Source organism: Pseudomonas sp. BF-R-26 (assembly GCF_019947395.1).
Lineage (GTDB): Bacteria > Pseudomonadota > Gammaproteobacteria > Pseudomonadales > Pseudomonadaceae > Aquipseudomonas > Aquipseudomonas farris.
The window spans coordinates 220322-244552 of record NZ_JAGYGK010000005.1 but is presented as its reverse complement, the minus strand read 5'-3'; the positions used below and the strand labels follow the sequence as shown (position 1 = coordinate 244552).

Annotated in this window: 21 protein-coding genes; 1 reads left to right on the top strand and 20 read right to left on the bottom strand. The window is 54.5% G+C overall.

Going from position 1 to position 24231, the window contains the following annotated elements:
• Positions 1–36: 36 nt before the first annotated feature.
• From KGB18_RS08910 to mtnA, 20 genes are all read right to left on the bottom strand, one after another.
• Positions 37–1302 carry an O-antigen translocase gene (locus tag KGB18_RS08910; RefSeq protein ID WP_222839692.1) on the bottom strand — a complete coding sequence of 422 codons (1266 nt, stop codon included), beginning with the start codon at positions 1300–1302 and terminating at the stop codon, positions 37–39.
• 81 nt (positions 1303–1383) lie between these two features.
• Entirely contained in the window at positions 1384–2484 is a 1101-nt protein-coding gene (locus KGB18_RS08905; protein ID WP_123723152.1) for a DegT/DnrJ/EryC1/StrS family aminotransferase, read from the bottom strand.
• On the bottom strand, positions 2477–3319 hold the full coding sequence (locus KGB18_RS08900) for a GNAT family N-acetyltransferase (RefSeq protein ID WP_201060671.1): 843 nt from the start codon (positions 3317–3319) through the stop codon (positions 2477–2479). Before KGB18_RS08900 ends, KGB18_RS08905 begins: the two co-directional genes overlap by 8 nt.
• 92 nt (positions 3320–3411) lie before the next feature.
• Positions 3412–4329, bottom strand: a complete 918-nt coding sequence (locus KGB18_RS08895) for a hypothetical protein (RefSeq protein ID WP_123723150.1) — start codon at positions 4327–4329, stop codon at positions 3412–3414.
• A gap of 11 nt (positions 4330–4340) precedes the next feature.
• Positions 4341–5015 carry an acetyltransferase gene (locus tag KGB18_RS08890; RefSeq protein ID WP_123723149.1) on the bottom strand — a complete coding sequence of 225 codons (675 nt, stop codon included), beginning with the start codon at positions 5013–5015 and terminating at the stop codon, positions 4341–4343.
• Positions 5002–5982 carry a dTDP-4-dehydrorhamnose 3,5-epimerase gene (gene rfbC / locus KGB18_RS29890; RefSeq protein WP_123723148.1) on the bottom strand — a complete coding sequence of 327 codons (981 nt, stop codon included), beginning with the start codon at positions 5980–5982 and terminating at the stop codon, positions 5002–5004. Before rfbC ends, KGB18_RS08890 begins: the two co-directional genes overlap by 14 nt.
• Positions 5979–6872, bottom strand: coding sequence for a glucose-1-phosphate thymidylyltransferase RfbA (rfbA, locus tag KGB18_RS08875; RefSeq protein WP_123723147.1), 894 nt, complete (start codon positions 6870–6872; stop codon positions 5979–5981). Before rfbA ends, rfbC begins: the two co-directional genes overlap by 4 nt.
• Positions 6869–7762 carry a dTDP-4-dehydrorhamnose reductase gene (gene rfbD, locus KGB18_RS08870; RefSeq protein WP_123723146.1) on the bottom strand — a complete coding sequence of 298 codons (894 nt, stop codon included), beginning with the start codon at positions 7760–7762 and terminating at the stop codon, positions 6869–6871. The genes rfbA and rfbD overlap by 4 nt, the downstream gene beginning before the upstream one ends.
• Complete coding sequence (gene rfbB, locus KGB18_RS08865; RefSeq protein WP_123723145.1) at positions 7759–8835, bottom strand: dTDP-glucose 4,6-dehydratase; 1077 nt, start codon at positions 8833–8835, stop codon at positions 7759–7761. The genes rfbD and rfbB overlap by 4 nt, the downstream gene beginning before the upstream one ends.
• A gap of 227 nt (positions 8836–9062) precedes the next feature.
• Entirely contained in the window at positions 9063–9302 is a 240-nt protein-coding gene (locus KGB18_RS08860) for a LapA family protein (RefSeq protein ID WP_123723144.1), read from the bottom strand.
• A gap of 24 nt (positions 9303–9326) precedes the next feature.
• Complete coding sequence (ihfB, locus tag KGB18_RS08855) at positions 9327–9623, bottom strand: integration host factor subunit beta (RefSeq protein WP_020299643.1); 297 nt, start codon at positions 9621–9623, stop codon at positions 9327–9329.
• Positions 9624–9773: 150 nt separating this feature from the next.
• A complete protein-coding gene (locus tag KGB18_RS08850) occupies positions 9774–10052 on the bottom strand; it encodes a hypothetical protein (protein WP_123723143.1) in 279 nt (92 codons plus the stop codon).
• A 209-nt stretch (positions 10053–10261) separates the two neighbouring features.
• Positions 10262–11953, bottom strand: a complete 1692-nt coding sequence (gene rpsA, locus KGB18_RS08845) for a 30S ribosomal protein S1 (protein WP_008005961.1) — start codon at positions 11951–11953, stop codon at positions 10262–10264.
• Positions 11954–12073: 120 nt separating this feature from the next.
• Entirely contained in the window at positions 12074–12763 is a 690-nt protein-coding gene (gene cmk, locus KGB18_RS08840; RefSeq protein WP_123723142.1) for a (d)CMP kinase, read from the bottom strand.
• Entirely contained in the window at positions 12760–14967 is a 2208-nt protein-coding gene (locus KGB18_RS08835; RefSeq protein ID WP_261984325.1) for a bifunctional prephenate dehydrogenase/3-phosphoshikimate 1-carboxyvinyltransferase, read from the bottom strand. Before KGB18_RS08835 ends, cmk begins: the two co-directional genes overlap by 4 nt.
• A 28-nt stretch (positions 14968–14995) precedes the next feature.
• Positions 14996–16108, bottom strand: a complete 1113-nt coding sequence (gene hisC / locus KGB18_RS08830; RefSeq protein WP_123723140.1) for a histidinol-phosphate transaminase — start codon at positions 16106–16108, stop codon at positions 14996–14998.
• Between the two features lie 12 nt (positions 16109–16120).
• Positions 16121–17215, bottom strand: coding sequence for a prephenate dehydratase (gene pheA / locus KGB18_RS08825; protein WP_007899727.1), 1095 nt, complete (start codon positions 17213–17215; stop codon positions 16121–16123).
• Positions 17215–18300, bottom strand: coding sequence for a 3-phosphoserine/phosphohydroxythreonine transaminase (gene serC / locus KGB18_RS08820; RefSeq protein WP_038982158.1), 1086 nt, complete (start codon positions 18298–18300; stop codon positions 17215–17217). Before serC ends, pheA begins: the two co-directional genes overlap by 1 nt.
• A 263-nt stretch (positions 18301–18563) precedes the next feature.
• A complete protein-coding gene (gene gyrA / locus KGB18_RS08815) occupies positions 18564–21233 on the bottom strand; it encodes a DNA gyrase subunit A (protein ID WP_123723139.1) in 2670 nt (889 codons plus the stop codon).
• A 426-nt stretch (positions 21234–21659) separates the two neighbouring features.
• Positions 21660–22736, bottom strand: a complete 1077-nt coding sequence (gene mtnA, locus KGB18_RS08810; protein WP_123723138.1) for an S-methyl-5-thioribose-1-phosphate isomerase — start codon at positions 22734–22736, stop codon at positions 21660–21662.
• Positions 22737–22845: 109 nt separating this feature from the next.
• Here mtnA and KGB18_RS08805 point away from each other — a divergent pair, with 109 nt between their 5' ends.
• Complete coding sequence (locus KGB18_RS08805) at positions 22846–24180, top strand: TRZ/ATZ family hydrolase (protein WP_123723137.1); 1335 nt, start codon at positions 22846–22848, stop codon at positions 24178–24180.
• Positions 24181–24231: the final 51 nt, after the last annotated feature.

The following is a 24231-nucleotide window of genomic DNA, read 5'->3' as shown; positions in this document are numbered from 1 at the left end:
TCTTCGACCTAAATGCCATTACCACAATGACCTTCCTCACCTCATACTCACTATAAACCGACGAGCAACCACAAAACTGAATACAAAATAAATCGCGTAATTCACAACAAAAGCGTACATCGCACCAACCAGTCCGAAGTGCTCCGTCAAAAAATACACCCAGGCCACATAGGTCAGACTGAAAAACACCTCAGAGAATATGAATAATTTCGTCATGGCTTTAGCGAGCATTATAAAAGATAGTATAAAAGACATTACCTTAATGACATCGCCGAGCAGTTGCGGAGCGTAAAGATAAAGCGCATTCGAAAATTCGGAAGAAAACAGCACCTGAGTAATGAAATCACGAAAAAAATATATACCCAACGCTGACACAATAACAATTGGGATCAAGTATTGATAAGCAGTTCTAATTTCAGAAATGAACAACTTTTTATCTATAATTGCAGACAACCTGGGAAGATAATAAACACTGATCGCCATGGTTATGAACAGCAAATAGGCTTCCGATACTTTGCTAACCGCCTGCCAATACCCGACTTGCTCCCAGGAAAATTTTTCAGCTAAAATATTTCGAGTAGCAATTTGGACTGCTGGAGCGAGAAGGGCTGAAGTTAACGTCATCACCGAGAAATGTGACAACTTTTTAACCATCTCAACATCCCAGACTAGAGCAAAATAACTCCAGTTGAAATAGTCACTTTTCTTATAAAACATAAAACTAACAAACAACAGACTCGCTTGAGCCAACAAAAAAGCCAGAAGCACACCGTACAACTGATAATAATAGCCCAATACCAATGGGGCGAGCACCCCAAGAGCGGCCCCTCCTACGTGTATCGCAGCAAGACGCTTCACATCCATCATGCCATTGACGATTGCGATAATTAAATTATGCAGTGCTACAAAAATCTGTGCGAACGCTAGTACGATAATCAGACTTTTATAGCGCAGATCACCAAGCAACCAAATCGACAAATGCTCGCTAAAAGCGAGCACCACTATACACATCACTAACGACGAGGCGAGGGAAAAACAAAATGCTGAGTTTAGTAGTATTTGTAGAGAGATATTTTGCTCACGGTATTCCGCCAAATACTTGACTACACCTGCGCCAACTCCTCCTCCCGAAAATACAACCAGTAAGGCTGTGAGACTCATAAACTGGCCGAGTTGTGCAACGCCTTCAGGCCCAGCTAAAATCGCTACAAACTTCATCACCAAGAAACCCGACAGTAATCGAGCAACTGTAGCGATAGAGGTTAGCAAACCAGTTTTTAGTATATTCAAAATCAAAACCATTTAACGCAGCATTGTAAAAATATTAGCTTTAGCCCCTTCTAAAGCTAACTTATTCCCCGGCCAAGCTAAAACACAACGATTTTAAGAAAAGGCGTTCAAATGGTCGATTACCATACTGACTTCAGCAGCAGAAGTGACTGGGCTTAACGGCAAGCTTAGTACTGTCCGGTGTATAGCTTCCGTTACTGGATGATGTTCCGAAGCCAAGGCTCTATAAGCGTTTTGTTTGTGTGGCGGGATAGGATAGTGGATCAGCGTTTCAATACCATGGCCGTACAGATAGCTTTTCAACTCATCACGCCTTTCGCTACGCACAACAAACAAATGCCATACATGCTGTTCTTGAAGAGCAAGTGATGGAACCTGAATCAGAGCGTTATCAATATTGGCTATATATTGATTAGCCAATGTTTTCCTCACCATTATTTCACGATCCAGATGACGTAATTTAACTCTCAACATTGCCGCTTGAATTTCGTCCAAACGACTGTTCACACCCCTATATTGGTTTTCATATTTTTTATAACTTCCATAGTTGCCTAGTGCACGGACAACAGACGCCAGTTCAACATCGTCGGTTGTGACTGCCCCTGCGTCACCGAGAGCCCCTAGGTTTTTACCTGGATAAAAGCTGAACCCTGAAGCGTCTCCCCAAGTACCTGCCTTGCGGCCATTAATGCTCGCACCGTGAGCTTGAGCGGAATCTTCTAGCACCAATAGGTTGTATTTTTTTGCCAGCGCGCACAGTGACGGCATCTCTGCCAGTTGACCATACAAGTGCACCGCCAAAATGACTTTAGTCCGATTGGTTATCGCGCGCTCTGCACGTTGAGGTGACAAATTGAAGCTATGCTCATCGGGCTCAACGAGAACTGGCACCAAGCCATTTTCTGTGATCGCCAGAATACTGGCAATATAAGTATTGGCGGGAACAATTACCTCGTCGCCGTCTTCCAGCTTACCCATTTCCTTCCAGGCTCTGAGGGTCAAACTCAAAGCATCTAACCCATTAGCAACACCAACACAGTGCTGAGAACCACAATAGGTTGCAAATTCTTGCTCAAATTTTGATAGTTCTTGACCACCAATATACCAACCAGAGTCAATAACTCTTGCGCAGGCTTCTTTCAATTCAACAGCGTAGGCCTGATTTACTTTTTTCAAGTCAAGAAAATTAATCATTTAGTTTAATCTCATAAAAATCAATTGCCATACCACGGGCACCGAAACTTTCTTTTTGAGCAAGCAGACCTGAGTTGATGTATTTTCCACCATTCTCAGTAGACACCCCGAAACTAAAATACTTAAATCCGCTGTCTAGGCTCTCTTGAATACAGGCTTCAATAAGATAATCTAACGCCCCCACCTCTTTGCCTTCGGAGTTTGTCGCTAAATACTGAGTATGGACGACAGTACCAAATTTAAAAAGCAAGGTCGCAGCCAGCAACTTTCCTTCAGACTTGACGATTCTGAGAGATATGTTTTCAGGAAAAAGAGATGACAATAACTCAAGTTCTTGTGGCGTATGAACTGCTACAGCCCCATGTTTCTCTAACACACCATTCAGCAAACCAATAAATTCACCCCAGTCATTGGAGTCAGTCACAACTAAATTATTCTTTTTTGCCCGAGCAATAAGCCACTTTCTGCCTTTGGAAAGCTTCAATCGCCGATCTAGGAAAATAATGCTCGACAGATCCCTACGAACAATTTCAGCTCCGACTCTAAACAATGAATACAGGTCTTCTTGTGCACCATGAATTGAAAATATGTAAGGAGTAGCCTTGTATAAAATCTTATTAAATTTGTGAGATCTAGCAAAAAGCATCATAGCTTCAACGCTTTCTAGAACAGTTTCAGCCTTTACCTTTTGAGACAGAATCAAGCCGCCGTATGTCAAACCACCGTGGCTGACCAAAACATCCTCGTTACGAGACGCAGGCAACACAGCGACCAGTACTTCTTCCTCATAAATCATCAATGAGGCGTCAATAAATCGATCCGAGTGGTACTCCATAAAGTCTCTTTTAAATAGAAACAATGGAGTCTTGGAGTCTACAACAAAACTATCCCACTCGTTTTTTCTGGTGGCTGAATAAAACTCGCAAACTACCATTCCAACAACTCCGCCACACCAAACCCCTCTGCCCCCATATTATTTCCGTTATAAAAACAGAACGTCTTTTCTGCTGCAGTGACTAATCTTGGATAACAAAGATGCACAGAGTCGAAGCCACTTTCAGAAAGTGTCAAACCAAGGCTCGAATCACGACGTTCCCAATGCTTCCCATCGCTGGATACGGCCACACCTGGAAAATAGTCACTACCGGATGTGCCGCCCTTAGTATAAAACATATAATATTTGTCTTTTACTTTGTATACTGAGGGCCGCCCTATCCGATACTCATCTCCTTCCACATCTATACATAACAACTCTTGCTGGTTAAATATTCGGCCGTCGACAGACTCTGTGTACCAAATATTGTAGTCAGGGTAGTGATTGCCATTGATTAATGTCCAAGAGTCACCCACCGCATACCATACTTTCCAGACATCGTCCTCGAACAGAACAGAATGGATCGCACGAATCGTTGTTCCGGCTTCAGCCCTGTCCATGACAGGCACTTCAGAAACACGCGAAAATGTCTCGCCACCATCAGTGCTTTCCGCCAATCCTGTGAATGCTAAAAATTTTGCACGCTTAACTATTTGAAAACCAACATAGTACATCCGCAGGACGTTACCACATCTAACAATGTCACCTAGAATAACGCCATTGTCATCGAAGCACCCGTCTCGCCCCCGATCCAAAACTGGAACCTCAGAAACCTTGAGGACTTTAGTAGGGTCTTGCGCATCGACGTCCACATAACCAATCCTACTAACACCCTCTTCATCCCTGAACCCTGCATATACACGGATTACATTATCGTTCAGTAGAATCGGTGTAGGCGTCAGCGCAGAATTTTTCTTCCAATCGTTAGTTCCGGTTGGAGAAAAGACATGACCTAGCTTGTTCCACTTCATGACGCCTTCCTCTACAATTTAACGCTGAGTGAACTTTTCTTAGGTAGTTCTTTTGCTGGAGAACCATAATAAATACGCTCAGGCTCTTTCAGGTCTTTCGATACTAACGAACCGGAAGCCACAATACAGTCCCGTGCGACCGTCACATGATCATTAAGCGTAGAGTTCACCCCTAAAAAACAAGACTCCCCGATTCTACAATAGCCCGAAACAACCACATGCGAGGAAATAAAGCAGTTATCCTCAATCACCGAGCGGTGACCGATATGATTACCGCTCCAAAGAATTACGTTATTCCCAATCTCAACAAAAGGTTGCACGGTATTATTTTCGAATATAAAACAATTCTCCCCTATTTTCGCATTCCGCCATACAAATGCGCGAGAACTGATATAGGTGGCACAGGTGTAGCCTTTCTCTTTAACGCTCTGATACAAACGCGTTCTCAAGCGATTGAGTTGTGACGCGGGAATCGCCACAAACACTTCAAACTCGGAAGGGGGAAATTGTTGCTGCATATCCTCAAAGGGAACGATAGGCAACTCATAAAGTGTATCACTTTCGATATAGTCTCGCTCAACGGCGAATCCACAAACTTCGTAAGCAGAGTCATACGTAAAATATTCATAGGCGATCATTGCTAACTCGCCCGCCCCAGCGATTACTAGCTTTTTATTTTTTTCCACAACTCACCTCCTTAATGAATTGATCATAATCCCGAATATAGTCGGACTCATCATAGGGTTCACTGGCCAACACAAGAAGGACGCAATCATTACTAAACTCATGCATCTCACGCCATATCATATTGCGTATGATCAAGGCTTTACTCGCTGAATCCAAGCCTATCTGCTGCCTGGTGACTCCATCATCGGTTACTATTTTACAACTTCCAGATACACAAATTGCCATTTGCTCTAAACGCCGATGCGCGTGAAAACCACGACCAACATCAGAGAGAGTATCGTATATATAATAAACCCGCTTTATCGCAAAGGGAATATTTAGGCCTTGCTCGAGAGCGATCAAACTTCCGCGCTTATCACCAATTACCTTTAGATCCATTAACTCGGTAGTGCCTTGAAGAAACTCAGAGTGTGGCTCGCTGTTCTTTAAGAGAGGAGCAACTTCATCTTTAGTGCTAATGGATATTTCCGTAAATTTAGGCCAATCTATACCTATACTCGGGTCATTCCACCTGACGTTTCGCTCCGATTCCTTATGGTGATCATTGGTTGTCTTATAGAAAAAATGCGTATTATCCTCTAAGGCAACGAAGCCGTGTGCGAAGCCCTCGGGAACCCACAACATGCGCTGACTAACAGCATCTAGCTCAACGCCAACCCATTTTCCGAATGTCAGAGAATCGCGACGTACATCGACGACCACAACATAACCTGAACCATTTACTACCCTGATCAAATTGCCTTGGGCATGGGGAGGAAGCTGATAATGCAAGCCTCGGATCACACCCTTCTTTGAACAGAAATGGTTATCCTGAATTAGAGGCCGCGGCACCGAAAAACCGGCCTTTTTAAGTACCTTGTGAAATGCAGGTTCATTAAAACTCTGCATAGACCAACCCTGCGAATCTTCATAAATCACAGGCTCTAGAACAACTACATCAGGTAAAGAAGTTTGAAGGAGCTTCACGAGTGACGTCCCTCATCTAGAATTTTTTGTAAATACTGCCCATATCCAGTTTTTATTAATTTATCAGCTTGAGTCTGTAGTTGCTCTGGGCATATCCAACCATTATTGAATGCAATTTCCTCCAGGCAAGCCACTTTCAGGCCTTGGCGCTGTTCGATGGTGTGAACGAAATGGCTGGCTTCCAAGAGGGAGTTATGCGTGCCTGTGTCGAGCCAGGCAAAACCGCGTCCAAGCATTTCCACGCTGAGTGTCTTGCGTTCCAGATAAGCCCGATTGACATCGGTGATTTCCAGTTCACCCCGCTCTGAAGGTTTAATGCTCTTAGCGATTTCAACTACATCGTTATCGTAGAAATACAGTCCGGTGACCGCGTAATTGGATTTAGGCTTTACTGGCTTTTCTTCAATGCTCAAAGCACGACCCGAGGCATCGAATTCAACTACACCGAATCGCTCAGGGTCAGAAACGTGATAACCGAATACAGTTGCGCCCTCCTTTCTGGCCGTTGCGGAACGCAAGTTGTCTGAGAAGTGCTGGCCGTAGAAAATGTTGTCACCCAGAATCAGACAGCAAGGGTCTTTGCCGATGAACTCTTCACCGATGATGAAAGCCTGTGCCAAGCCATCCGGACTAGGTTGCTCCGCATATGTCAACTTAATGCCGTACAGACTACCGTCACCCAGCAATTTGCGAAAACAAGGCAAGTCTTCGGGAGTGGAAATGATCAAAATCTCTCGCATACCTGCGAGCATCAGCACTGATAGCGGATAAAAGATCATCGGTTTGTCGTAGATCGGCAGCATCTGCTTGGACACGCCGAGGGTCAACGGATGCAGACGAGTGCCCGAACCGCCAGCGAGGATGATGCCTTTACGATTTGTCGTGGTCATTTATTCAGGACTTCCATAAGCATTCGGGTGACACCACTTTGCCAATCCGGCAAGTGTAGAGAAAAATTGTCGCGCAGCTTCTGAGTATTCAACCGTGAGTTCAGAGGGCGACGCGCCGGTGTTGGGTAGGCCATTGTATCTATTGGATTGATTGCCGTGACGGCGAGCTCTTCACCGTTGACCTTGGCAAAACCGATCACATGGCTGGCGTAGCCGTGCCAGGACACTTCGCCGGTGGCCGCCAAGTGATACAAGCCCGCCAGTTCAGGACGCTGCAAGACTTGCCGAATGGCGAGCGCCGTCACGTCAGCGATCAGATCTGCGCCGGTGGGGGCGCCGATCTGGTCGGCGATGACACTCAGGATGTCGCGATCCTTAGCCAGGCGCAGCATGGTCTTGGCAAAGTTGTTGCCGCGCGCGCCATAGACCCAGCTGGTGCGGAAGATCAGATGCTTGCAGCCCGAGGCAGTAATTGCTTGCTCGCCGGCCAGTTTGCTGGAGCCGTAGTGATTAACCGGAGCGACGGCATCTGTCTCTTGCCATGGCGTCAGGCCTTCACCACTGAAAACATAGTCGGTCGAATAGTGAATCAGCCAGGCACCCAAGGATGCGGCTTCTTCAGCCATGACCTGACTTGCCTGACCGTTCACAAGGTCGGCCAGCTCCGTCTCGGACTCGGCTTTATCCACGGCGTTGTAAGCGGCAGCATTGACGATAACGTCGGGCCTGACCTGACGGATCGTCGCACGCAATGCATCAAGATCAGACAGGTCGCCGCTCAAACCATCCACCGGGTGACGATCCAGGGCGATCAACTCGCCAAGCGGTGCAAGGGAACGTTGCAGCTCCCAGCCGACCTGGCCGTTTTTTCCCAACAGGAGGATTTTCATACCTTGTCCGAACGATCCGTATAGTTCTGGTCGATCCATTGCTGGTAGCTGCCGCTCTTCACGTGAGCTACCCACTCAGTGTTGCTGAGGTACCACTCGACGGTTTTGCGGATGCCGGTTTCAAAGGTCTCTTCCGGTGTCCAACCCAGTTCGCGCTGGATTTTGCTGGCATCGATCGCGTAACGCTGGTCGTGACCTGGGCGATCCTGAACGTAGGTGATCAGGCTGGCGTGTGGACGATGAGCGGAGTCCGGACGCAGTTCGTCGAGCAGTGCGCACAGGGTATGCACCACTTCGATGTTTTGCTTCTCGTTATGGCCGCCGATGTTGTAGGTCTCGCCGATTACGCCTTCGGTCACGACTTTGTAAAGTGCGCGGGCGTGGTCTTCGACGTAGAGCCAGTCACGGACCTGGTTGCCTTTGCCATAGACCGGCAGCGGCTTGCCTTCCAGTGCATTGAGGATGATCAGCGGGATCAACTTCTCAGGGAAGTGACAAGGACCGTAGTTGTTCGAACAGTTGGTAACCAGAGTCGGCAAGCCGTAGGTACGGCTCCAGGCGCGAACCAGGTGATCGGAACTGGCCTTGCTGGCCGAGTACGGCGAGCTTGGCTGATACGGCGTGGTTTCGGTGAAGAGGTCTTCCGGACCTTCGAGGTCTCCGTAGACTTCGTCGGTGGAAATATGGTGGAAGCGGAAGTTGGCTTTCCGCGCTTCATTCAGTGCCGCCCAATAGTGGCGTGCAGCTTCCAGCAAGGTGTAAGTGCCAATAATGTTGGTCTGGATGAATTCAGACGGACCGGAGATGGAGCGGTCAACGTGAGACTCTGCGGCCAGGTGCATGATGGCATCCGGTTGGTGTTCACGCAGGACACGGTCCACTTGATCACGGTCGCAGATGTCGACGCGTTCGAACACGTAACGCGAGTTCTGGCTGGCTTCGGCCAGCGACTCAAGGTTACCGGCATAAGTCAGTTTATCAACGTTAACGACGGAGTCGGTAGTGTTGGAGATGATATGACGAATGACTGCCGAGCCGATAAACCCGGCGCCGCCGGTTACTAGAATTTTCACGCGAAACCATACCCTTAAGTTGCTGACAGGGCCGCCAATCGCGCACTGTCTAATCCATGAATGCAAAAGCCATCAAGTCAGCCGTGGCTTCTGACAGAGTCAGTCTGAACCGATGCGGGAACACCTCAATCGGTCAAGCGCAGCATTTTACAGCTTAATGAAGGTTTTACTAATGGATATGGACAAGCCGGGATGCAAGTTCAACGCGTACCGCAGGTTTGTCTCGATCAGACAAGGCGCTTGCGAGAGGCTCTGGACGTACGTCCCAGAAACCAGCCAAGAATCGGCCCGATTACCATACCGATCAGCAGCGCAATCACCATGACCAGCGAAACTGGCAACTGCGGGCCCGCCCAGCCCAGGAACAGCAGTGACACACCTTGCTGGTTCTCAAGTACGAACGCCAGGATCGCGAGAACGAGCAACAGGACAAATACAGCGAGAAGTACGCGCTTGAGGTTACGCATCAGTGGTTCCTTGAAGTGCAGCTGTCAAAACCCCTCCTCCTCTTCCTCGTTCACGCGATCGCGCAGTTCTTTGCCTGGCTTGAAATGCGGAACGAACTTGCCGTCGAGGCTGACGGACTGACCGGTTTTCGGATTGCGGCCTACGCGCGGCGCGCGATAGTGCAGGGAGAAGCTGCCAAAACCACGGATCTCGATTCGATCACCGGTGGCCAGACATTGGGACATTTGCTCAAGCATGGTCTTGATGGCCAGCTCCACATCCTTGGATGAGAGCAGCCCTTGATGGGTGACAATTCGTTCGATCAACTCCGACTTCGTCATATTTTTCCCTTCTTTTTCAAGCAGCTAGGAAAAGCGCTTCAAAGGTTTTAGCATGCCCGGAGAAATTTGAACAGCCCGAGTTTTGACATATCTTTCCTTGCAATGAGGTGCCCGATTTCAGAACATCGGAACATTGCTCAAACCCGGTATTCATCTACAGATAACCAGCATGGTGCGCGTCAGATAACCCGCGGGATTGAAGCCAAAAGGGAACTCATCGTCCTCCTTCGCGTCATCGGACCTTACGACGACTTTATAACCTGCACCCTTGCACTCCTTGGCAGCTCTCTTGTGACACTTCTCCCATCCGGAGCCCAATCCTGAACAATCGATCTCTATACCACTGACTCCACGTACCGCATGAGTCTTGGCGCTCGTGGTACAGCCCGCCAATGTCAGTACTGCTATCACGACAATGAGCTTGTTCATTCACTTCCTTATGCCAGGCGCATTACCCAGCGGTCGTTCACTTCAGACTAAGCCTAGCCTTGAATAGACGATTGACCTGTATGAAGTTACAGACAGCTTATGTAGATCATTGGTTTCACGAAAGAAATAAAGCGCCCCCTAGGATTCACCAAATCGCAGACACAAAAAAGGGCGACTAAAGTCGCCCTTTTTCTATGGTCTGACAGAACTTAGTTCTGTTTTTCCATTTGTGCACGCAACAGGTCGCCCAGAGTGGTAGGACCAGCAGCGATGCTATCCGAAGGCTTGTCTTTCAAGCTTTGGATGGCTTCTTTCTCGTCTTCAACGTCTTTCGACTTGATCGAGAGCTGGATTACGCGGCTCTTGCGGTCAACGCTGATGATCTTGGCTTCTACTTCTTCGCCTTCTTTCAGAACGTTGCGCGCGTCTTCAACGCGGTCACGGCTGATTTCGGAGGCTTTCAGAGTCGCTTCGATATCGTCGGCCAGAGTGATGATGGCGCCTTTAGCGTCAACTTCTTTCACGATGCCTTTAACGATGGCGCCTTTGTCGTTCTCTTGAACGTACTCGGAGAACGGATCGCTTTCCAGTTGCTTGATACCCAGGGAGATGCGCTCGCGCTCTGGGTCAACCGACAGGATAACGGTGTCCAGCTCGTCGCCCTTCTTGAAGCGGCGAACGGCTTCTTCGCCCACTTCGTTCCAGGAGATGTCGGACAGGTGAACCAGACCGTCGATGCCGCCGTCCAGACCAATGAAGATACCGAAATCGGTGATCGACTTGATGGTGCCGGAGATTTTATCGCCCTTGTTGAACTGGCCAGAGAAATCTTCCCATGGGTTAGATTTGCACTGCTTGATGCCGAGGGAGATACGACGACGCTCTTCGTCGATGTCCAGAACCATAACTTCCACTTCGTCGCCGACTTGTACGACTTTCGAAGGGTGGATGTTCTTGTTGGTCCAGTCCATTTCGGAAACGTGTACCAGGCCTTCAACGCCTTCTTCCAGCTCAGCGAAGCAGCCGTAGTCGGTCAGGTTGGTTACACGAGCGGTAACGCGAGTGCTTTCTGGGTAACGGGCTTTGATAGCAACCCATGGATCTTCGCCCAGTTGCTTGAGGCCCAGGGAAACACGATTGCGTTCGCGATCGTACTTCAGAACCTTGACATCGATCTCGTCGCCAACATTGACGATTTCGGAAGGATGCTTGATACGCTTCCAAGCCATGTCGGTAATGTGCAGCAGGCCATCGACGCCACCCAGATCGACGAATGCGCCGTAATCGGTGAGGTTCTTGACGATACCTTTGACTTGTTGGCCTTCCTGCAGGGATTCCAGCAGAGCTTCACGCTCGGCGGAGTTCTCGGCTTCGAGGACGCTGCGACGGGAAACGACAACGTTGTTGCGTTTCTGGTCGAGTTTGATGACCTTGAATTCCAGCTCTTTGCCTTCCAGGTGCGTGGTGTCGCGCACTGGACGGACGTCAACCAGAGAACCTGGCAGGAACGCACGGATGCCGTTAACGTCGACAGTGAAGCCGCCTTTAACCTTACCGTTGATAACGCCCTTGACCACTTCTTCGGCTGCGAAGGCTGCTTCCAGAACAATCCAGCATTCAGCGCGCTTGGCTTTTTCACGGGACAGCTTGGTTTCACCAAAGCCGTCTTCAACCGAGTCCAGAGCAACGTGAACTTCGTCACCGACGTTGATAGTCAGTTCGCCAGCATCGTTGTAGAACTGCTCAAGCGGGATGAGTGCTTCAGACTTCAGGCCAGCGTGAACGGTTACCCAGCGAGCTTGGTAATCGATATCAACGATAACACCGGTGATGATGGAGCCTGCCTGAAGGTTCAGGGTTTTTAGGCTTTCTTCAAAGAGTTCCGCAAAGCTTTCGCTCATTTTAATTCCTGTTGAATAAGGGCGAAGGATACGCCCATCTCCACATCCCAGACGATGTGGGTTACGTTCATTTAAAGAAACGGCACAGGACTATGACTGGTCCCCTGGGTCGTTTCTTGGTCACCCGGCAATATCGCGAATGGCGATTTCACTCATGATGCGTTCCAGCACCTGATCGATGGATAATTCCGTGGAATCCAGCTGTATGGCGTCAGCCGCCGGTTTGAGCGGGGCTACCGCTCGCTGGGTGTCACGCTCATCGCGCGCACGTATCTCATCTAGCAGACTCGACAGACTAACACCATCGACTTTTCCCTTCAACTGCAAGTATCGACGTCGCGCACGCTCCTCGGCACTGGCGGTCAGGAAAATCTTCAACGGTGCGTCGGGAAATACCACCGTGCCCATGTCGCGGCCATCGGCCACCAGACCCGGTGATTCCTGAAAGGCCCGCTGGCGCTGAAGCAGCGCCTCACGAACGGCGGGCAACGCAGCGACCTGCGAGGCGCCCGAGCCGATACTTTCGGTGCGAATGATATCGCTGACTTCGTCGCCTTCCAGAATAATGCGCTGCAGCTGACCGTCGGTCGCTGCGATGAATTGCACATCCAGATGAGCGGCAAGTTTTTTCAGCAGCTCTTCATTCGTCAGATCGACGCCATGGTTATACGCCGCGAACGCCAGCAATCGATACAGCGCACCGGAATCCAGCAAGTTCCAGCCCAGACGCTTGGCCAGCATCCCGGCGACAGTACCTTTGCCAGAGCCGCTTGGCCCATCAATGGTGATGACCGGTGCGATGATTTTCACGACTGAGCCTCTTGTGCAACGCGGATACCGACCTGCGCGCACAGCGCGAGGAAGTTCGGGAACGAGGTCGCGACGTTGGCGCAATCATGGATGCGGATCGGTGCGCTAGCGCGCAAAGAAGCCACGCTGAAGGCCATGGCAATCCGGTGATCGCCGTGACCGTGCACTTCGCCGCCGCCGATCTGGCCGCCGTCGATGATGAGACCGTCCGGGGTTGGCTCGCACTTGACGCCCAGCGCCAGCAGACCATCCGCCATCACCTGGATCCGGTCCGACTCCTTCACGCGCAGCTCTTCGGCGCCACGCAGCACGGTGCGCCCTTCGGCACATGCAGCAGCCACGAACAGCACCGGGAACTCGTCGATAGCCAGTGGAACCAGCGCCTCAGGGATCTCGATACCTTTGAGTTTAGCTGCCCGCACGCGCAGATCCGCTACCGGTTCGCCGCCAACTTCACGCTGGTTTTCCAGGGTGATGTCAGCGCCCATCAGGCGTAGGATGTCGATCACGCCGGTACGGGTCGGGTTGATGCCGACGTGTTCAAGCACCAGCTCCGAACCTTCGGCAATCGACGCTGCCACCAGGAAGAATGCCGAGGACGAGATATCGCCCGGCACTTCAATGTGGGTCGCGGTCAACTTGTGGCCGGACTCGACCGAGGCAGTCGCGCCGTTGACGGTCACCGGGTAGCCGAAGCCGCGCAGCATGCGCTCGGTGTGGTCGCGAGTCGGTGCCGGCTCGGTGACGGTGGTCTTGCCTTCGGCATATAGACCCGCCAGCAACAGGCAGGATTTAACCTGGGCGCTGGCCATTGGCATGGTGTAAGTCAGGCCCTTGAGCTTGTTGCCGCCACGAATGGTCATCGGTGGACGACCTTCAGCAGCGGTCTCGATCACGGCGCCCATTTCGCGCAGCGGATTGGCCACGCGATTCATCGGACGCTTGGACAGAGAAGCGTCGCCGGTCAGGGTGCTATCGAAGCTCTGCGCAGCCAAAAGGCCAGACAGCAGACGCATCGAGGTACCGGAGTTGCCCAGATAGATCGGGCCCGGCGCAGGCTTCAGGCCATGCAGACCGACGCCGTGGATGGTCACGCGACCGTGGTGCGGACCTTCGATGACGACACCCATGTCGCGGAAAGCTTGCAGGGTCGCCAGAGCGTCTTCGCCCTCGAGGAAACCTTCCACTTCGGTGACGCCTTCGGCCAGGGAACCGAGCATGATCGAACGGTGGGAAATCGATTTGTCGCCCGGTACACGAATCCGCCCAGTCAGGCGGCCACCAGGTTGTGCCAGGAAAATCAGATCGTTGGAATTCATAGCGTCCACATAGGCCCGGCGGGCCAGGATTTTACTGAAATGCTCGCGGGCAACCCGGGCGCGAGTGAACACGCCCAACAATTGGTGCCCATCCCCTGCATCGACCGCGTCGCGCAAGGCGTCGAGGTCGCTGCGAAATGTATCGAGTGTGCGCAAGACAGCTTCGCGGTTGGCGAGGAAGATGTCGTGCCACATGACCGGGTCGCTACCGGCGATTCTTGTGAAATCGCGGAAACCGCCCGCAGCGTAACGGAAGATCTCAAGATTTTCATTGCGTTTGGCCAACGAATCGACCAAACCGAATGCCAGCAAGTGCGGCAAATGGCTGGTCGCCGCCAACACTTCGTCGTGACGCTCGACCTGCATGTGCTCGACGTCGGCACCCAATTCGCGCCACAACCGGTCGACCACCGCCAACGCGGCCGGATCGGTCTGATCCAGCGGCGTCAGAATCACTTTATGGCGGCGGAACAGTTCGGCATTGGAGGCTTCCACCCCGCTCTGCTCGGATCCGGCAATCGGATGCCCCGGCACGAAACGCGCCGGCATGCCGCCAAACGCTTCGGTCGCCGCGCGCACCACATTGCCCTTGGCGCTACCGACGTCGGTCAGAATCGCTTGCCCCAGATCCATGCCCGCCAACTTGGCCAGCAACTTCTCCATGGCCAGGATCGGCACCGCCAGCTGAATCACGTCAGCGCCCTGGCAAGCTGCCGCCAGGTCTTCTTCGCAGCGATCCACCACGCCCAACTCGACCGCCAGCTTGCGCGACTGTGGGTCGAGATCGACCCCGACCACTTCGCGGCACAGACCGCTTTCACGCAAGCCTTTGGCAAACGAACCGCCGATCAACCCCAGGCCGACCACCACCAGGCGACCGATCATAGGTTGAGCAGATTGCAGTGCAGTGACGTCAACCACGAGCCATAACCTTGGTCAGCGCCTCGAGGAAGCGGCTGTTTTCAGCCGGCAAACCGATGGTGATACGCAGGTGGTTCGGCATGCCGTAGTTGGCCACCGGACGCACGATCACGCCTTCGCGCAGCAACCCCTCGAACACTGGAGCCGCAACGCGCCCCAGATCGACACAGATGAAGTTGCCTTTGGATGGAATCCAGCTCAGACCCAGCTCGCGGAAACCCGCTTGCAGCTGCTGCATGCCGGACTCGTTCAGGCGACGGCTTTCGGCCAGGTACTCGAAGTCTTGCAACGCGGCACAAGCGGCAGCCAGCGCGAGGCTGTTGACGTTGAATGGCTGACGCACGCGATTCAGTACATCGGCGACGATGGCCGAGGACAAGCCGTAACCAACCCGCAGCGACGCCAGACCATAGGCCTTGGAGAAGGTGCGCGAGACCAGCAGATTCGGATAGGCCGCCAGATACTCCAGGCCGTCGGGCAAGTCGCTGCCTTCGGCGTATTCGATGTAGGCCTCGTCCAGCACCACCAGCACATGGGCCGGTACGTCCTGCAGGAAATCATCCAGCGCTTCGGCGTCGAACCAGGTCCCGGTCGGGTTGTTCGGGTTGGCGATGAACACCACGCGAGTATCGGCATCGATTGCGGCCAGCATGGCCGACAGATCATGACCCCAGTCTTTGGCCGGGATCACTTTTGCCTGGGCACCGACGGCCTGGGTGACGATCGGATAGACCGCAAACGCATGCGCGCTGAACACCGCGTTCAGGCCTGGCGCCAGATAAGCACGCGCCACCAGCTCCAGAATGTCGTTGGAGCCGTTGCCCAACGTCACCTGGTTCAGCTCGACGCGACACTGATCGGCCAGCAGGGTCTTGAGTGCAAAACCGTTGCCGTCCGGATAGCGGGTCAGCTCGGTCAGCGCTTCGCGAATCGCGGCCAGCGCCTTGGGGCTGGCGCCCAACGGGTTTTCGTTGCTCGCCAGTTTGACGATATTGGCCGGATCGAGGTTCAGCTCACGGGCCAGTTCGTCCACGGGCTTGCCCGGAACGTAAGGCGAAAGTTGTTGCACGCCCGGCTGTGCCAGAGCGAGGAAGTTGCCACTCATTTGCTACCGCCCTTAGAGAACTGCTTTCGGGTAGGAACCCAGCACTTTGAGTGCTACTGCTTCCTGACTGATCTTTTCCAGTACACCTTTGACCAGCGGGTCGCGGTGGTGGCCGACGAAGTCGATGAAGAACACGTAGGTCCATTTACCGCTGCGCGACGGACGGGTCTCGATGCGCGTCAGGTCGATGCCGTTGTCGTGGAACGGCACCAGCAGCTCGTGGAGCGCGCCGGGTTTGTTGCTCATGGAAACGATGATCGAGGTCTTGTCGTCGCCGGTCGGCGGCACTTCCTGGCTGCCGATCATCAGGAATCGCGTGGAGTTGTCCGGACGATCCTCGATTTTTTCGGCCAGTCGAGTCAACCCGTACAGACCAGCGGCCATGTCGCCGGCGATCGCCGCCGAGTTCCACTCACCCTTGACCCGCTTGGCCGCTTCGGCGTTGCTCGAAACCGCCACGCGCTCGACATTCGGGTAATGGGCGTCCAGCCACTTGCGGCACTGGGCCAGGGACTGGGCGTGGGAATAGATGCGGCTGATGCTGTCGGTCTTGGTGTTTTCACCGACCAACAGGTGATGGTGAATACGCAACTCGACTTCGCCACAGATCACCATGTCGTGTTCGAGGAAGCTGTCGAGGGTGTGGTTGACCGCGCCCTCGGTGGAGTTTTCCACCGGGACCACGCCAAAGTTCACCGCACCGGCCGCGACTTCACGGAACACTTCGTCGATCGCTGCCATCGGCTTGCTGATCACCGCATGACCGAAGTGCTTCATGGCCGCAGCTTGGGTGAATGTACCTTCAGGGCCAAGGTAAGCCACTTTCAGCGGCTGCTCGAGGGCCAGGCACGAGGACATGATTTCGCGGAACAGCCGCGCCATCTCTTCGTTGCCCAGCGGCCCCTGGTTACGCTCCATCACACGCTTGAGCACCTGAGCTTCACGCTCAGGACGATAGAACACCGGCACTTCGCCTTCGGCCAGCGAGGCCATCTTTACTCGCGCAACTTCCTGGGCGCAACGTGCGCGCTCACTGATCAGCTCCAGGACTTTTTCGTCCAGAGCATCAATGCGCAGGCGCAGTGCCTTGAGTTCTTGCTCAGACATTAACCGTGTTCCTTCTCGAACTCTGCCATGTACGAAACCAGTGCATTGACTGCAACGATATCGACGGCGTTATAGATGGAGGCACGCATGCCGCCCACGGAACGGTGGCCCTTGAGGTTCAGCAGGCCGCGTTCGTCGGCGCCAGCCAGGAACGGCTTGTCGAGACGATCGTCGGCCAGACGGAACGGCACGTTCATCCACGAGCGGTCCGACTTGTTGATCGGGTTGCTGTACAAGCCGCTGGCGTCGATGAAGTCGTACAGCGTGCGCTGCTTCACTTCATTGAGCTTGCCGATGGCTTCGACACCACCCTGCTCTTTCAGCCACTCGAACACCAGACCGGACAAGTACCAGGCCAGGGTTGGCGGGGTGTTGTACATCGAGCCGTTATCGGCCGCGACCTTGTAGTTGAGCATGGTCGGGCAAATGGAACGGGCGTGACCCAGCAGGTCTTCGCGAACGATGTTCACGACGACGCCGCTCGGGCCGATGTTTTTCTGGGCGCCGGCGTAGATCATGCCGAAGCGCGAAACATCCACCGGACGCGAGAGAATGTCCGAGGACATGTCGGCAACCAGCGGCACATCACCGGTTTCCGGAATCCATTGGAATTCCAGGCCGCCAATGGTTTCGTTCGGTGCGTAGTGAACGTAGGCCGCGTCTTTCGACAGGCTCCACTCGTTCTGACCGGGGATAGCAAAATAGTCGTAAGGCTTGGCGGTGGCGGCAACGTTGACGTGGCCGTAGCGCGAGGCTTCTTCGATAGCTTTCTGCGACCAGATACCGGTGTCGATATAGTCGGCGGTGCCGCTTTCCGGCAACAGGTTCAGAGGAATCTGAGCAAATTGCTGGCTCGCGCCACCTTGCAGAAACAGCACTTTATAGTTCGAGGGGATATTCAGCAGATCACGCAGATCCTGCTCGGCCTTGGTGGCAATGGACACGAACTCATCGCTGCGATGGCTCATTTCCATGACCGACAGGCCCTTGCCGTGCCAATCAAGGAGTTCACCCTGGGCGCGCTTCAGGACAGCTTCGGGAAGCGCCGCAGGACCGGCACAGAAGTTATAGGCTCTCTTGCTCACATCCAATCTCGCTCTGATTTGGTGGTATCACGCAATAAATCTGTGAATCTGTAGGTGGATCTGTAGGAGCTGTCGAGCGGAGCGAGGCTGCGATTTCTTGATCTTGCTGTCGCTCTTGCCTTGGTGGGCAGAACGAAAAGATCGCAGCCTCGCTCCGCTCGACAGCTCCTACAGGTTTACAGTCCTACATTAAAAACAATTCCATAGTTCCTGAGGGACAAACAACAAGGGGGCGAATCTTCATCCGCCCCCTGCTTGCCCGCTTACTCTTGCGGCTCTTCGTCAGCGGCGGCGTCGAGTTGCTGGTCTTCGGCAACGTCGTCGATCACGACCTCACCGTCGAACACTGCACCCTCTTCACCTTCGAGCCCTTCGCCTTCCAGCTCTTCGCCTTCGACTTCCGACGGCTCTTGAACCCGCTCCAGGCCCACCAGCGTTTCATCGCTGGCCAGCTTGATCAGGGTCACTCCCTGGGTATTACGACCCAGGCTGGACACTTCGTCGACACGGGTACGAACCAAAGTACCCTGGTCGGAAATCAGCATGATTTCCTCGCCGTCGAGCACCTGGACTGCGCCGACCAGACGGCCGTTACGCTCGTTGCTGACCATGGCGATAACGCCCTGACCGCCACGCTTGTACTCAGGGAACTCGGTGATCGCGGTGCGCTTGCCGAAACCACGCGCCGAAGCGGTGAGGATCTGGCTGCCTTCTTCCGGGATCAGCATGGAAATCAGCTTCTGGCCTTCCGGCAGACGCATGCCGCGGACACCGCGAGCGGTACGGCCCATGGCGCGGACATCGGTTTCCTTGAAGCGAGTCACCTTGCCACCGTCGGAGAACAGCATGACTTCGCGCTCGCCATCGGTGATGGCAGCAGAGATCAGTACGTCACCTTCGTCCAGCTCCAGCGCGATCAGACCGACGCTGCGTTGACGGCTGAAGGATTCCAGCGGGGTCTTCTTCACGGTGCCTTTAGCAGTGGCCATGAAGATGAAGTGACCTTCGGTGTATTCCTCGACCGGCAGCATGGTGGTGATGTATTCATCACTGTCCAGCGGCAGCAGGTTGACCAGCGGACGACCACGGGCAGCGCGGGACGCTTCCGGAATTTCGTAGGTTTTCAGCCAGTACACTTTGCCTTTGCTGGAGAACAGCAGCAGCGTGGTGTGGCTGTTGGCGACCAGCAGGTGAGCGATGTAGTCCTCATCCTTGACACCGGTAGCCGATTTGCCTTTACCGCCACGACGCTGAGCCTGATACGCAGCCAATGGCTGGGTCTTGGCGTAGCCACCGTGGGAAATGGTCACGACGCGCTCTTCTTCCGGGATCATGTCACCCAGGGTCAGGTCGAGACGGGCATCGAGAATCTCGGTGCGACGCACGTCGCCGTATTCGGCGCGGATCACTTCCAGTTCTTCGCGGATCACTTCCATCAGGCGCGTGGCGCTGCTGAGGATGCGGATCAGCTCGCCGATCTGGTTGAGGATCTCTTGATACTCGGCCAGCAGCTTTTCGTGTTCCAGACCGGTCAGACGGTGCAGACGCAATTCCAGAATGGCTTGTGCCTGCTCTGGCGACAGGAAGTACTTGCCCTCGCGCAGACCGTATTGCGGGTCCAGGGTCTCTGGACGGCACGAATCGGCACCGGCACGCTCAACCATCGCAACTACAGCGGAAGATTCCCACGCAGTCTTGATCAGCGCTTCCTTGGCTTCCGACGGCGTTGGCGAAGCCTTGATCAGGGCGATGACCGGGTCGATGTTCGACAGGGCAACCGCTTGACCTTCCAGAATGTGGCCACGCTCACGTGCTTTGCGCAGTTCGAACACGGTACGACGGGTAACCACTTCGCGACGGTGACGAACGAACGCTTCCAGCAGGTCCTTGAGGTTCAGGATCCGCGGACGGCCGTCGATCAGCGCGACGATGTTGATACCGAACACCGCTTGCAGCTGGGTCTGGGCGTAGAGGTTGTTGAGGATCACCTCAGGCACTTCACCGCGACGCAATTCGATCACGACGCGCATACCGTCCTTGTCGGACTCGTCGCGCAGCTCGGTGATGCCTTCGAGCTTCTTCTCTTTTACCAGCTCGGCGATCTTCTCGATCAGACGGGCCTTGTTCAGCTGGTAAGGGAGTTCGGTGATGACGATCTGCTGACGACCACCGACCTTGTCGATGTCTTCGATCATCGAGCGGGCACGCATGTAAATGCGCCCGCGACCGGTGCGGTAGGCTTCAATGATGCCGGCGCGACCGTTGATGATCGCGGCGGTCGGGAAGTCCGGACCGGGGATGTATTGCATCAGCTCATCGACGGTCAGTTCCGGGTTGTCGATGAGTGCCAGGCAACCGTCGATGACTTCACCGAGGTTGTGCGGCGGGATGTTGGTCGCCATGCCCACCGCGATACCGCTGGAGCCGTTGACCAGCAGGTTGGGAATACGGGTCGGCATGACCGCCGGGATCATTTCGGTGCCGTCGTAGTTCGGCACCCAGTCCACGGTTTCTTTGTGCAGGTCAGCCAGCAGCTCGTGCGCCAGCTTGGTCATGCGCACTTCGGTGTATCGCATGGCCGCGGCGTTGTCGCCGTCCACCGAACCGAAGTTGCCCTGACCGTCTACCAACAGGTAACGCAGCGAGAATGGCTGCGCCATCCGAACGATGGTGTCGTACACCGCGGTATCACCGTGAGGGTGATACTTACCGATCACGTCACCGACAACACGGGCAGATTTCTTGTACGGCTTGTTGAAGTCGTTGCCCAGCTCGCTCATCGCGAACAGCACACGCCGGTGCACGGGCTTCAAGCCATCGCGCGCATCCGGCAGTGCCCGCCCGACAATTACGCTCATCGCGTAGTCGAGGTAGGACTGCTTCAGCTCGTCTTCGATATTGACCGGGAGGATTTCTTTGGCCAGTTCGCCCATGAGAAGCCTGATTCCTTTTTCTGGTGAAACTTCGTCACATCCATATGGGACGAACGAAGCTCGCCGATGCAGACTGAGTGCCATGCACCGACTTACGACAAATCAACGAGTTATGCCATGGATCTGCGCAGTAAAGGCAGCCACATCAGGCTACCCTGGAAACCGCCGGATGTTATCACAAGAGCCGCCACGCACCTATCCCCCAGATGCGCATGGAGCATAGTTAGTTGACCGGTGACAGGCTTGAAAGGGACGAGAGGGGCTTAGAGCCGTGTTGAATGGAGAATTCAGGGCAGATTCGGCTTGTTTCATTGACATTCAGGGCCTAATCGCGGGCAAGCCCGCTCCCACAGAGTTTTGCAGCGCTCACAAAACCTGTGGGAGCGGGCTTGCCCGCGATGGCGATTGATCAGGCGCCAGATATCTTTAATGCAACCGCTTGCGGCACATCAACTGCGCCATTTTCGCCGTATCCGGCCGTTCGACGATGCCTTTTTCGGTCACAATCGCATCGATCAAATCCGCAGGCGTCACGTCGAACACCGGGTTGAACGCATCGACATCCGCCCCTACCCGCTTGCCGCCGACTTCCAGCAATTCGCGGCCGTCGCGCTCTTCGATGGGGATCTCGTCACCGCTGGCCAGGTTCATGTCGATGGTCGAACTCGGCGCCACCACCATGAAACGCACGCCGTGGTGCATGGCGTTGACCGCCAGTTGGTAGGTGCCGATCTTGTTCGCCACATCGCCATTGGCGGTGATGCGGTCAGCGCCGACGATCACCCAGGTCACACCCTTGGTTTTCATGATATGCGCAGCGGCGGAATCGGCATTGAGGGTCACGGGAATGCCTTCATTGGCCAATTCCCATGCGGTCAATCGTGAACCTTGCAGCCATGGCCGGGTTTCATCAGCGTAAACGCGTTCGACCATGCCCTCGATGAAAGCCCCGCGAATCACCCCCAGCGCCGTGCCGAAGCCGCCGGTGGCCAGCGCGCCAGTGTTGCAGTGCGTGAGGATCGCCTGGGCATTACCCTGATGTTTGCGAATCAGGTCGACGCCCAATTGGGCCATGGTCAGGTTGGCTTCGCGATCGCTTTCATGGATGGCGATGGCTTCAGCTTCCAGCACCGCCAGCGGATCGGCGTGCTCCTTCAAGCGTTCAAGCCGTTCGCGCATGCGACCCAGAGCCCAGAACAGGTTGACCGCGGTTGGACGAGAATCGGCGAGCAGCGCGAAATCCTCTTCCAGCGCCGCCTGCCAGTCGCCGCCTTCGGCAAAGCGAGTGCGGGCCGCCAGCACTACGCCATAAGCGGCACTGATACCAATGGCTGGGGCGCCGCGCACCACCATCGAGCGAATGGCCTCAGCCACACCCGCAGCGCTGGTGTAGGCGATCCAGGTTTCCTCGAACGGCAAAATACGCTGATCCAGCAGATACAGGGCGCCATCACGCCAATCGATGGCCTTCACCTTCTCCGCAGCCAACAGTCGATCGCGCATCCACTTACCCCGCACTCATGAACAAAAGCCGCCGATTATAGCGATCCCCCCGCGAAGACGCTCGGGTATACTTCGCCATCCTTTACAAAAGCACTGGAACCGACTTTCGATGCCGACCCCCACCGCTGCGCTCGACCTGTTATTGCTGCCGACCTGGCTGGTACCCGTCGAACCGGCTGGCGTGGTCCTTAAAGAGCATGCCCTGGGCATCCGCGACGGTCGTATCGTATTTATCGGCCCGCGCGCAGCAGCCTTGAAGTTTAACGCAACCGAAGTCCGCGAATTGCCGGACATGTTGCTCGCCCCTGGGCTGATCAACGCCCACGGGCATGCGGCAATGACGCTGTTCCGTGGGCTGGCCGACGATCTGCCGCTGATGACCTGGCTGGAAAACCACATCTGGCCGGCCGAAGCCAAGTGGGTCGACGAGGCTTTCGTACGTGATGGCACTGATTTGGCCATTGCCGAGCAGATCAAAGGCGGCATCACCTGTTTCTCCGACATGTATTTCTTCCCGAAGGTCGCCAGCGAACGCGTACATAACAGCGGCATTCGCGCCCAGATCGCCATTCCGATCCTCGATTTCCCGATTCCAGGCGCCGCCACGGCGGATGAAGCCATTCGTCAGGGCGTTGAATTATTTGGCGATCTCAAGCATCACGAGCGGATCAAAATCACCTTTGGGCCCCATGCACCCTACACCGTGGGCGACGAAACCCTGGAAAAAATCCGGGTGATCGCCGAAGAACTGGACGCCTCGATTCACATGCACGTCCATGAAACCGCTTTCGAAGTGCAGCAGTCGGTCGAGCAATGCGGCGAACGCCCGCTGGCCCGCCTCGGTCGCCTGGGCCTGCTCGGGCCGCGCCTCCAGGCCGTTCACATGACCCAGATCAGCGATGAAGACCTGGTGCTGCTGGTAGAAAGTAACACCAATGTGATTCATTGCCCGGAGTCGAACCTGAAGCTGGCCAGCGGTTTCTGTCCGGTCGAGCGCTTGTGGCAGGCCGGGGTCAACGTGGCGGTCGGCACCGATGGCTCGGCCAGCAATAATGACCTCGACCTGCTCGGTGAAACCCGCACCGCTGCGTTGTTGGCCAAGGCCGTCGCCGGTTCCGCCACGGCGCTGGACGCCCATCGCGCCCTGCGCATGGCCACGCTCAATGGCGCCCGTGCACTGGGAATCGAAGCTGAGACGGGTTCGCTGGAAGTCGGCAAAGCGGCGGACATCGTTGCGTTCGACCTGTCGGGCCTGGCACAGCAACCGGTCTACGACCCGGTTTCGCAGCTTATCTATGCCACTGGCCGCGATTGCGTTAAACACCTTTGGGTCGCCGGCAAGCAACTGCTCGACGATCGCCGCCTGACCCGCCTGGATGAGGCGCAACTGTGTGCCACTGCCAAGGCCTGGGGCCAGCGCATCAGCGGCCATACCGAATCGTAAGCACCGAATTGTAAGCACCCTGGACCAAAACCGGGGCAACAGGATTTTTCA